Source organism: Blautia sp. ZXY-1-C6 (genome assembly GCF_056339875.1).
The window spans coordinates 1-11,071 of the sequence record NZ_JBWJVQ010000001.1 but is presented as its reverse complement, the minus strand read 5'-3'; the positions used below and the strand labels follow the sequence as shown (position 1 = coordinate 11,071).

The following is an 11,071-nucleotide window of genomic DNA, read 5'->3' as shown; positions in this document are numbered from 1 at the left end:
CCAGTATACTTCTGTCTTATCTTTTCCATAATATTCATATTTCTGAAGTTCCTTCGGTCTGTACAGTACAATATTACCGGCGGGGACAATCGTTTCGTTATCCACATTGTCAAAATGAAAATGCCCACAACCAGCAGTGATATAGATAATCTGATAATCCAGGCGTCCCCTTGAGACGGTAGGTTGGTAACTTTGGATGGCTGGAAAGGCGGTAAGTACCGCAACTTCCTACAACCAGTGGGAGACTTTTGTCTTTGAAATCCATATGGGAGTGGTTTAAATAACCGGTATTCATATACATATGGTAGCACCTCTTTTCCTTTTTTTTGTTATTGTATCATTTAGTGCATATTTTGTCTAATCCAATCCATAGACATGTTTTGCAGATTAGGATAAGATATATATAGCAAAACAGAGAAGCGTAAACATAAAAGTAAAAGACAAGGTTTGCTGTGGAAAAACAAAGTGCAAAAAAATGTATATGTATTAAAGGAGAGTTATTTATGATTGTACCACGTTATTATGAGGATTTAAGCGTACTGCATGAAAATACAATGCCAGCCAGAGCCTATTTTATTCCGGCATCCAAAAGAATGGATAACCTGGTGGAGCACAGGGAAGAGTCAGACCGAATGCAGTTATTGAACGGAACTTGGAAGTTCCAGTATTTTAACAGTATCTATGATGTTCAGGAACCCTTCTTTGAGAAAGATTATGATACAGAAAATTTTGATGAGATTCAGGTTCCGAGTGTATGGCAGATGGCAGGATATGATACACATCAGTATACAAACATCAGGTATCCGTTCCCATTTGATCCACCGTATGTACCACAGGATATTCCATGTGGAACATATGCACATACCTTTGTTTATCACAAAGATGAAAATGCACCAAAAGCTTTCTTGAATTTTGAAGGAGTAGACAGTTGCTTTTATGTATGGATCAATGGCTCTTATGTAGGGTATAGCCAGGTTTCTCATATGACCAGTGAGTTTGATATCACCGACCTCCTTCGGGACGGAGAGAACAGCATAGCGGTTCTGGTCATGAAGTGGTGTGATGGTTCCTATTTGGAAGATCAGGACAAATTCCGTATGAGTGGTATTTTCCGGGATGTGTACATTTTGAAACGCCCAAAACAGGCAATCAGTGATTATCATATTAAAACAAGAATTGAGGATATGCTTGCGAAAGTAGAAATTGAAATGAAATTCTACTCTCCATTAAATGTAAAAATTTCGATTGAAGATAGAAACGGAGCAGTTGTAGCACTAGGAAGTATTGCTGAAGAAGGAACAGCTGTATTAGAAATCGCAAGTCCGGAACTTTGGAATACAGAAAATCCATATCTATATAAACTGATTCTTGAAACAGAGAATGAAGTAATTGTAGATCACATTGCATTAAGAAAGATAGAGATTAAAGACCAGGTCATTTACCTAAATGGACAGAAGATTAAATTCCGTGGTGTCAATCGACATGATTCCGATCCGGTTACTGGATTTACAATCAATCTGGAACAGATTACAACCGATCTTACGTTAATGAAGCAGCATAATTTTAATGCGATCCGTTCCAGCCACTATCCGAACGCACCATTTTTCTATGAAATGTGTGACAAGTATGGATTCATGGTAATAGATGAAGCAGATATTGAAGCTCATGGTCCATTTATGATCTACAGAAAAGAAGACACCGATTACAATCGGTTCAAACGATGGAATGAGAAGATTGCAGATGATCCGGTATGGGAAGAGGCAATCGTTGATCGCGTAAAACTCATGGTGGAACGTGACAAAAACCGTTTCTGTATTGTTATGTGGTCAATGGGAAATGAGAGTGCTTATGGCTGCAACTTTGAAAAAGCACTGGAATGGACAAAGAATTTTGATCCAGACCGTATCACACAATATGAGAGTGCAAGATACCGTAATTATGATGAAACATATGATTACAGCAATCTGGATGTGTACAGCCGGATGTACCCAGCGCTTTCCGAAATTCAGGAATATCTGGATAAAGATGGAAGCAAACCCTTCCTTTTGGTAGAGTACTGTCACAGCATGGGAAACGGACCTGGAGATTTTGAAGATTACTTCCAGATGATTCAGGATAATGATAAAATGTGCGGCGGCTTTGTCTGGGAATGGTGTGACCATGCGATTGCTCATGGAACTGCTGAGAATGGAAAGACTATATATGCTTATGGGGGCGACCATGGCGAAGAAATTCATGATGGCAACTTCTGTATGGATGGATTAGTATATCCGGACAGAACGGTACATACAGGACTTTTGGAATACAAGAATGTTTATCGCCCGGCAAGAGTTATTTCCTATAACAAAGAAAGCGGAGAACTGGTGCTTCATAACTACATGGATTTTGATGACTTGAAAGATTATGTGAAGATTAGTTATGAGCTGACACAGGATGGTCTTGTGATCAGCAAAGGCATACTTCCGGAGTTTTCTGTGGCACCACATAGTGAAGGAAAAACAAACCTGCAGGTCAACGTTCCGGAAAATGGAAAATGTTATTTAAAACTCACTTACCACCTGAAAAAAGAAATGCCTCTGCTGGAAGAGGATTATATCCTTGGATTTGATGAGATTGAAGTAAGCCAGAAGGATGCCAAATGCCAGTTAGCAGAAAAATGGGTTGAAAAAACAGTGACGGATTCTGAATTACAGGTGAGTGAAGATGATACCCAGATTCATATCAAAGGCCGCGAATTCGCATATACAATCGACCGACGGACTGCACTTTTTACAGAGATGAAATTTGCAGGTCGGGAATATCTGAACCACCCGATGGAATTAAATATCTGGAGGGCACCAACAGATAATGATATGTACATCAAGTCTGAATGGAAGAAAGCTCATTATGATAAAGCTTATACAAGAGCTTACACGACAGAGGTCGTGCAGGGAAAGCATGGTGTGAAAATTACAAGCCATGCATCCGTTGTGGCAGAGACAGTACAGAAGATTCTTGATGTGACGATCACATGGAAAATAGAAGCTGCTGGAAAGATTGATGCAGATATTGCAGTAACAAAAGATGATGAATTTCCGGACCTGCCAAGATTTGGTGTGAGGATGTTCCTGGATAAAAAACTTTCAGCTGCACGATACTTTGGAATGGGACCACAGGAAAGCTATTGTGACAAACATCAGGCTGCGAGCCGACGAGTTTGTATCATGCAAATGTAGATGATTTGCATGAGGATTATATTCGCCCACAGGAAAATGGAAGCCATTATGATTGTGAATATGTAGAGCTTAACAACAGCCGATATGGAATTGTGGTATCTGCGGAAAATGCCTTCTCATTCAATGCTTCTTATTATACACAGGAAGAACTTGAGAAGAAAACGCATAATTATGAACTGACAGAATCAGATAGTGTAGTATTTTGCGTTGACTACGCATTAAATGGCATTGGTTCTAATAGTTGTGGTCCAGTTGTATTGGATCAGTACCGATTTGATGATGTATTATTCCGGTTCCAGTTTACGCTGATACCGTATGTAAAGGGATAATAAAGTTTCATGTAACCCGTAACAAGGAAAGAGAGTCTGATTGTTATGTAAAGTCCGGATATACAGAGCAATCAGGCAAAACAGAGAAAAAAATATAATTAGACATCATACGGTTAGACATATTGAGATTCTAAGTGCGATGAAGATGAGGAGCAAAGAAATTCGATGAAGAAAAAGTATTTGAAATGGTATAACAAAATTGGATATGGATCAGGTGATATTGCAGGTAATGTAGTCTATGCCTTCCTGACATCTTTCATGATGGTCTATCTGACGGACTCAGTAGGACTTGCTGCAGGTGTCGTAGGTACCCTGATTGCCGTATCAAAACTATTTGATGGTTTTACGGATATATTTTTTGGATTAATGATCGACAATACACAGTAAAATGGGAAAAGCGAAGCCATGGATGTGATACGGATACATTGGTTGTGCCATTACGCTGGTCTGCTGCTTTCCAATGCCAGTCAGCTTTGGAACAACGGCTAAATGCGCATGGTTCTTTGTCTCTTATACACTGTTAAATGGTGTGTTTTATACAGCAAACAATATTGCTTACTCAGCACTTACGTCACTGATTACAAAGAACAGCAAAGAAGAGCGTGTGCAGATGGGATATCTACCGTTTTATTTTTGCGTTTTCAACAAGTCTTCTGATTCAGGCGATTACAGTTGGATTTGTAGATAAATGTGGTGGAGATGCTGCGGCATGGAGAACGGTTGCTATTATCTATGCAATCATTGGTCTTGTCATAAATACGATTTCAGCACTTTCTGTTAAGGAACTTCCTGAGGAAGAACTTAACGAAGGAGAAGTAAAGGATGATAATGAAAAGTAACGGAACGGCACAGGCATTCAAGCTTCTTGTTAAAAACAAATATTACATGATGATTTGTGGAACATATATTTTACAGCAGTTATATGGTGCCATGATTGGAGCTGGCATTTATTACATGACATGGGTACTGAAAAATAAGAATTTGTTTGGACAATTTGCATGGCAGTTAATATTCCACTGATCATTGCCTTAATTTTTACACCAACCTTAGTTGGTAAGTGGAAAGGTATGTACAAACTGAACTTAAGAGGTTATGTTTTAGCAGTCATTGGTAGAGCACTTGTTGTTATTGCTGGATATATGGGCAGTGTTCCGCTGATGATGGCGTTTACAGCTCTTGCAGCCCTAGGTCAGGGACCATGGCAGGGAGATATGAATGCAGTTATCGCATCCTGCTCTGAATACACTTATCTTACACAGGGAAAGAGAATTGACGGAACGATGTACTCTTGTACTTCTCTTGGCGTAAAAATCGGTGGAGGTATTGGAACCGCTGTTGTTGGATGGATGCTTGAGTTCAGTGGATATGTCGGAACAAATGCAACTCAGCCGCAGTCTGCACTTGATATGATGCAGTTTATGTATCTTTGGCTTCCGTTAATCTTTGATGTATTGATTATGTTTGTACTTTCAAGAATGAATGTAGAAGATGCAAATAAAAAACTGAAAGCAGAAAAAGAAATTGCTGCGGATGAAGTAACAGATGCATCGGACATAAATTAGAATTGACAGGAGAAAGCGTTGTCTGGTCATTGCTCGATGAGACAGTGCTTTTTTCTATATATAAAGTGATTGAACTGTATTTTGAAAATAAAAAAGGACCACTTCATTTTTGTGAAATGGCCTTAAGAAAATATTCAGTTTTCACAAAATAGTCCTTTTAGTATTTATACATGGTAAGGATGCTCAAAATATTCAGTGTAGAATACTAAAAGGTCATTCAGATATTTTTTTAGGTTGCTCATTTGCAATTCCTCCTTTCCTTATTTACAAGTTGATTATAAGATAGGTGTAAAAGGATTGCTTGCCAAATCGAAAGAAGATATAGACAAATGTTGCAAAGGGGGAGTATTTCATGCAGTTAAAATATGTTGACACAAAAGAGGAGATCATAGCAATAAATAGGAAGTCAAAACATATTGAACCACATCTTCATAATGCACTGGAGATCGTTTGTGTAACAAGTGGAGCATTAGAATTTGGTGTCGGACAGGAACTATACCATATGGAAAAAGGAGATATAGGCTTTGTATTTCCAGATGTTATTCATCACTATCAGGTACTGACACCCGGTGTAAATAAAGCGACTTATCTGATTGCATCGCCATTTACGATAGCCAAATTTGCAGATATCATGCAATCCATGGCTCCTGAATACCCAATCATCAAAGAGGAAAAGGTTGAACCGGAGGTATATAGGGTTATAAATGCAATTTTAGAGACAGAACAGTCGGATATTACTGTTGCACAGGCATATCTTCAAATTGTGTTGGCACGCTGCATAGGAAAATTAAATTTGGTAGAAAAGAGTAATGTGGGGAGCAACGATCTTATTTACCAGACAGTTTCCTATATATCAGCAAATTTTAAGAAGAAGTTTTCTCTGGAAGAGATGGCAAAAGATCTGGGGGTGAGCAAATATGTTTTATCCAGACTCTTTTCCAAAACATTCCATAGAAACTTTAATCAATATCTTAACGATGCAAGGCTGAACTATGCATGCCATCGTTTGGAAAATACGAGTGATTCTATTACAAACATTTGTCTGGATAGTGGATTTGAAAGTCAGAGAACATTTAACCGAGTATTTAAAGAAAGATATAAAATATCACCGAGTGACTACCGGAGTACATGTCTGAAAGATATGTTGTCATAACATATAGATTAATAAATTCAATAAAAATCTGATTATCAGTCTGAAATAAGTATCTCTGGGTGTTATTTATAATATGGGGTAGTGGTTAATTATTATGTCATGTATGAATGGAGAAGAAACAAACGGAGAACTGCTTCAGAAAAAGAAGTAGACAAACTGTAAATAAAGAAGTTAAGAGAGGCTGTTACTTTAGAAACTATTTAAAGAAGTAACAGAAGTCGGGGAAGCGTTAGAAAAGATACAAGAAACATAAATCAATATTGTTCGTTCTATTTTCAGTAACACATTTCGCAATGCGAAAAATAGGTTGCTGAACAGTCGTTGCCTATATTATAATGAAGCTATAGCACCCTGTTAAATAATACATTTGAGAAAGTTCAACTTTCACGCTCTGTTAAGCCGGATCAATATACATTATTTACGAGGAGTGCTACAGGTACAATAAAAAACGGACAAGAGGCAGACTGATATGGAAAATAAACTGGAACATTTAAAAGAATATCTGAAGGGACTTGGCAGTGTAGCAGTTGCTTTCTCAAGTGGAGTGGATTCTACATTCTTATTAAAAGTAGCTCATGATGTGCTGGGTGATAAGGCGATTGCGATTACGGCTCAATCCTGTTCTTTCCCGAAAAGAGAGCTGAATGAAGCGAAGGCATTCTGCGAGAAAGAGGGGATTCAGCATGTGATCTGCCAGTCTGAGGAATTGGAGATTGAAGGATTTTCAAAGAATCCTCCGAACAGATGTTATTTATGTAAAAAAGAACTGTTTGAGAAGATTGGCGATATTGCAAAAAAGAATGGGATTGAATATATTGCAGAGGGATCAAATATGGATGATAACGGCGATTACAGACCAGGTCTGATCGCCGTAAAAGAACTTGGAGTTAAGAGCCCGCTACGTGAGGCGAAGCTGACGAAAGCGGAGATCAGAGAATACTCAAAGGAACTGGGGCTTCCGACTTGGGACAAACAGTCATTTGCCTGTCTGTCCTCCAGGTTTGTCTATGGAGAGACCATCAGTGAGGAAAAGCTTGGAATGGTTGAGAAAGCAGAGCAGCTTTTACTTGACTATGGATTCCATCAGGTACGTGTCCGTATTCACGGTTCACTTGCAAGAATTGAGATCATGCCGGAGGAATTTCCGAAACTTCTGGAAAAAAATGTCCGAGAGGATATTGCAAAGAAATTTAAGGAGTATGGATTCACTTATGTGACCATGGATATTCTGGGATATCGTATGGGAAGTATGAACGAAACACTTGGCGAAAATGATAAAACGACTGCAGATAGCAGCCTTAAGGGTAAAAACGAATGACAGTAAAAGAGAGAATAACAGCACTTCGTGCACGCATGAAAGAAACAGGAATTGATGCATATCTGATCCCTACAGATGATTTCCATGGTTCGGAATATGTAGGTGAATATTTCAAATGCAGAAAATATATCACAGGATTTACCGGTTCTGCAGGTACTGCGGTGATCATGCAGGATATGGCAGGATTATGGACGGATGGACGTTATTTTATCCAGGCTGCAGATCAGCTGGAGGGAACAGGAATTACTTTATTTAAAATGGGTGAACCGGAAGTTCCCACAGTTCATGAATTTCTGAAAAAAAATCTGACACAGGGAAGGTGTCTGGGATTTGACGGACGTACTGTCAGTGCAAAAGAGGCAGCAGAATTAGAGAAAATGCTGGATGAAAACGGTGTGTCTCTCAGTGTTGATCATGATCTGGCAGGCGATATATGGGAAAACCGCCCGGCACTTTCCTGTGAACCGGTTACAGAGCTGGATATAAAATGGGCAGGAGAATCCAGAGCTGATAAATGCGCAAGAATCTGCAAAGCAATGGAGAAAAAGGGTGCAGATTTATTTGTACTGACCTCTCTGGATGATATTGCCTGGCTGTTAAATATACGTGGGGGAGATATCCACTGCTGTCCGGTGGTTCTTTCTTATCTGGGTAATGACAAAAACAGAGATCAGACTTTTTGCAAATGAGAAAGCCTTTCAGACAGATGTACTGGAAGCTCTGGAAAAAGATGGTGTGACCCTTTTTCCCTACGACAGTATCTATGAGTATGTGAAAACATTTAAAAAGGACAAAAAAGTTCTTCTCTGCAAAAAGAAAGTCAACAGTCGTCTGGTTAGCAATATTCCGGCAGACACCCGGATTCTGGATGAAGAAAATCTTACACTTCTTCCCAAGGCAACGAAGAATCCTGTTGAGGTCGAAAATGAACGCATTGCGCATATCAGAGACGGAGTTGCAGTTACAAAGTTCATATACTGGTTAAAGAAGAATGTTGGAAGGATTCCGATCACAGAATTAAGTGCAGCAGAAAAGCTGTATGAATTCCGTTCGGAACAGGAGGATTTCATAGATAACAGTTTTGATCCGATTATTGCCTATGGAAAGCATGCTGCTATTGTACATTATTTTGCAACACCCGAAACGGATATTCCTCTGGAACCATCCGGCTTTCTTCTGGCAGATACAGGAGGACATTATAAAGAGGGAACTACTGATATTACCCGTACTGTTGTCATGGGGCCGACTACTGAGGAAGAGAAAAAGTACTTCACAGCAGTTTTGCGGGGAACTCTGAATCTGGGAGCTGCCAGATTTCTTCATGGCTGTACCGGTGTAAATCTGGATATTCTGGCGAGACAGCCGCTGTGGGAAATGGGAGAGGATTTTAAACATGGAACCGGTCATGGAGTAGGATATCTTCTGAATGTCCATGAAGGACCCAATAGCTTCCGATGGAAAATTGTTCCGGGTGGAAATGCAGTGCTGGAGGAGGGAATGATCACCTCTGATGAGCCGGGATATTACAGAGAGGATGGATTTGGAATCCGTCATGAAAATCTGATGGTCTGCAAAAAAGCTGAAAAAACAGAGTATGGTCAGTTTATGTGCTTTGAATTTCTGACTATGGTACCTTTTGATCTGGATGGAGTGGTGCCGGAACTGATGAGTGTCCGAGAACGTAACCTTCTCAATGATTACCATGCACAGGTATATGAGAAGATTTCTCCGTATTTGAACGAAGAAGAAAAAGAATGGCTGAAAGATGCTACCCGGGCAATCTGATAAAAATAAAAAACATTTTACAAAATCAAAAAGAGGAACAGCCGTGATGGACAGCTGTTCCTTTTTGATTTATTATCTGGTTTGTTTTATTCAGAAACTTTTGCAAACTGGCTGTTATATAAAGTATGGTAAAATCCACCTTTTGCAATCAGCTCATCATGAGTACCCTGCTCAATGATACTTCCGTCTTTCATAACAAGAATCAGATCTGCATTTCGGATGGTTGAAAGCCTGTGAGCTACGATAAAGCTTGTTCTTCCCTCCATCATTCGTTCAAACGCTTCCTGAATTTGTAATTCTGTTCGTGTATCAATACTGGAAGTGGCTTCATCCAGGATCAGCATCGGAGGCAGACAGAGCATAACTCGTGTGATACACAGCAGCTGTTTCTGTCCCTGGCTTAAGCTGTCTTCGTTGAGCATGGTGTCCAGTCCTTTAGGAAGCCTCCGGATAAATTCCCAACTGTGGGTAAGCTTGGCTGCTTCGATGATTTCAGTATCTGAAGCTTCCGGTTTTCCAATCGAGATATTGTCGCGGACAGTTCCGTTTTTGATCCATGTTTCCTGAAGCACCATACCATAGCTGCTTCTGAGAGAATGGCGGGTAATGTCTCTGATCGGTTTGCCGTCAACGGAAATAGATCCGGAATTTACATCATAGAATCTCATCAGAAGGTTGATAAAGGTTGACTTACCGCATCCGGTAGGTCCTACAATGGCAATGCGCATACCTGGTTTTACATGGAGATTAAAGTCCTCAATCAGTTTCTTTGATTCATCATAATGGAAGCACACATTCTTAATATCTACTTCACCCTTTACATCTTTCAGTGTCTCAGAAGCCTCTGCAACTTCCGGTTCCTCCTCCAGCAGATCAAAGATTCTGCCTGCACAGGCAAGAGCATTCTGAAGTTCTGTAACAACGGAACTGATATCATTGAATGGTTTCATATACTGGTTGGCATAGGAGAGAAGTACGGAAAGTCCTCCGACTGTCAGTCTGCCTCCAGGGATAATGAATGCACCCACCAGTGCAACACAGGCATAAATAATATTATTGACAAAACGGGTGGAAGGGTTTGTCAGGCTGCTGTAAAAAACAGCCTTCAGACCGCATTCCTGTAATTCTTCGTTAACCTTTGCAAAGCGTTCAGAAGATTTTTCCTCATATCCAAAAGCCTGAACAACCTTCTGGTTTCCAATCATCTCTTCGATGAGAGCAGTCTGACGTCCTCTGGCATCGCTTTGCTTCCGGAACATCTGGAAGGTATGGGAAGAAATAAATTTGGCTACCAGGAAGCTGTGAAAGGAGTCAGAACAGTGACCATCAAATGTAATCCAGACATTTTTGGAAAACATAAAGATCAAAGTCCCTATAATAGTTACGATTCCTGAGAAAAGCTGGGTAAATCCAAGCAGCATACCATCGGACAGAATATCTGTATCTGCGATGATGCGGCTGATGATATCTCCGGTACTGTGTCCGTCAAGGTAAGAGAGGGGAAGTACCTGAATGTGTCGGATGGCTTTGGCACGGATATCCTTTACTGTCTGGTAGGTCATGCGGTTATTGATCACATTCATAAGCCACGTGGCAGCAGAAGAGAGGATGACCATTACAAGGATACGTGACAGGTAATACCACATCATTTCGAAGTTTACCTGATGTTGGGCAACGACCTGATCAATGGCATTTCCGAATAGGATTGG

The 11,071-nt window shown here is 40.0% G+C and carries 3 protein-coding genes and 4 pseudogenes; 5 read left to right on the top strand and 2 right to left on the bottom strand.

The features are described from left to right. Nucleotides 1-301, bottom strand: a pseudogene (locus tag AC075J_RS00035) (AraC family ligand binding domain-containing protein); the annotation flags it as partial. A 202-nt stretch (nucleotides 302-503) separates the two neighbouring features. Here AC075J_RS00035 and AC075J_RS00030 point away from each other — a divergent pair. The 5 genes and pseudogenes from AC075J_RS00030 (at nucleotide 504) to AC075J_RS00010 (ending at nucleotide 9,362) form a co-directional block, all read left to right on the top strand. Then, nucleotides 504-3,544 (top strand): annotated as a pseudogene (locus AC075J_RS00030) (glycoside hydrolase family 2 TIM barrel-domain containing protein). 165 nt (nucleotides 3,545-3,709) lie between these two features. Then, a pseudogene (locus AC075J_RS00025) lies at nucleotides 3,710-5,106 on the top strand (MFS transporter). A 352-nt stretch (nucleotides 5,107-5,458) separates the two neighbouring features. Continuing rightward, nucleotides 5,459-6,259 carry a helix-turn-helix transcriptional regulator gene (locus tag AC075J_RS00020; RefSeq protein ID WP_055060005.1) on the top strand — a complete coding sequence of 267 codons (801 nt, stop codon included), beginning with the start codon at nucleotides 5,459-5,461 and terminating at the stop codon, nucleotides 6,257-6,259. Nucleotides 6,260-6,728: 469 nt separating this feature from the next. After that, complete coding sequence (gene larE, locus AC075J_RS00015; protein ID WP_022379901.1) at nucleotides 6,729-7,577, top strand: ATP-dependent sacrificial sulfur transferase LarE; 849 nt, start codon at nucleotides 6,729-6,731, stop codon at nucleotides 7,575-7,577. Continuing rightward, nucleotides 7,574-9,362, top strand: a pseudogene (locus AC075J_RS00010) (aminopeptidase P family protein). Before larE ends, AC075J_RS00010 begins: the two are co-directional and overlap by 4 nt. 86 nt (nucleotides 9,363-9,448) lie before the next feature. Here AC075J_RS00010 and AC075J_RS00005 read toward each other — a convergent pair. Next, nucleotides 9,449-11,071 (bottom strand): ABC transporter ATP-binding protein (locus tag AC075J_RS00005; RefSeq protein ID WP_476389810.1); only part of this gene is annotated, 1,623 nt, incomplete at its 5' end.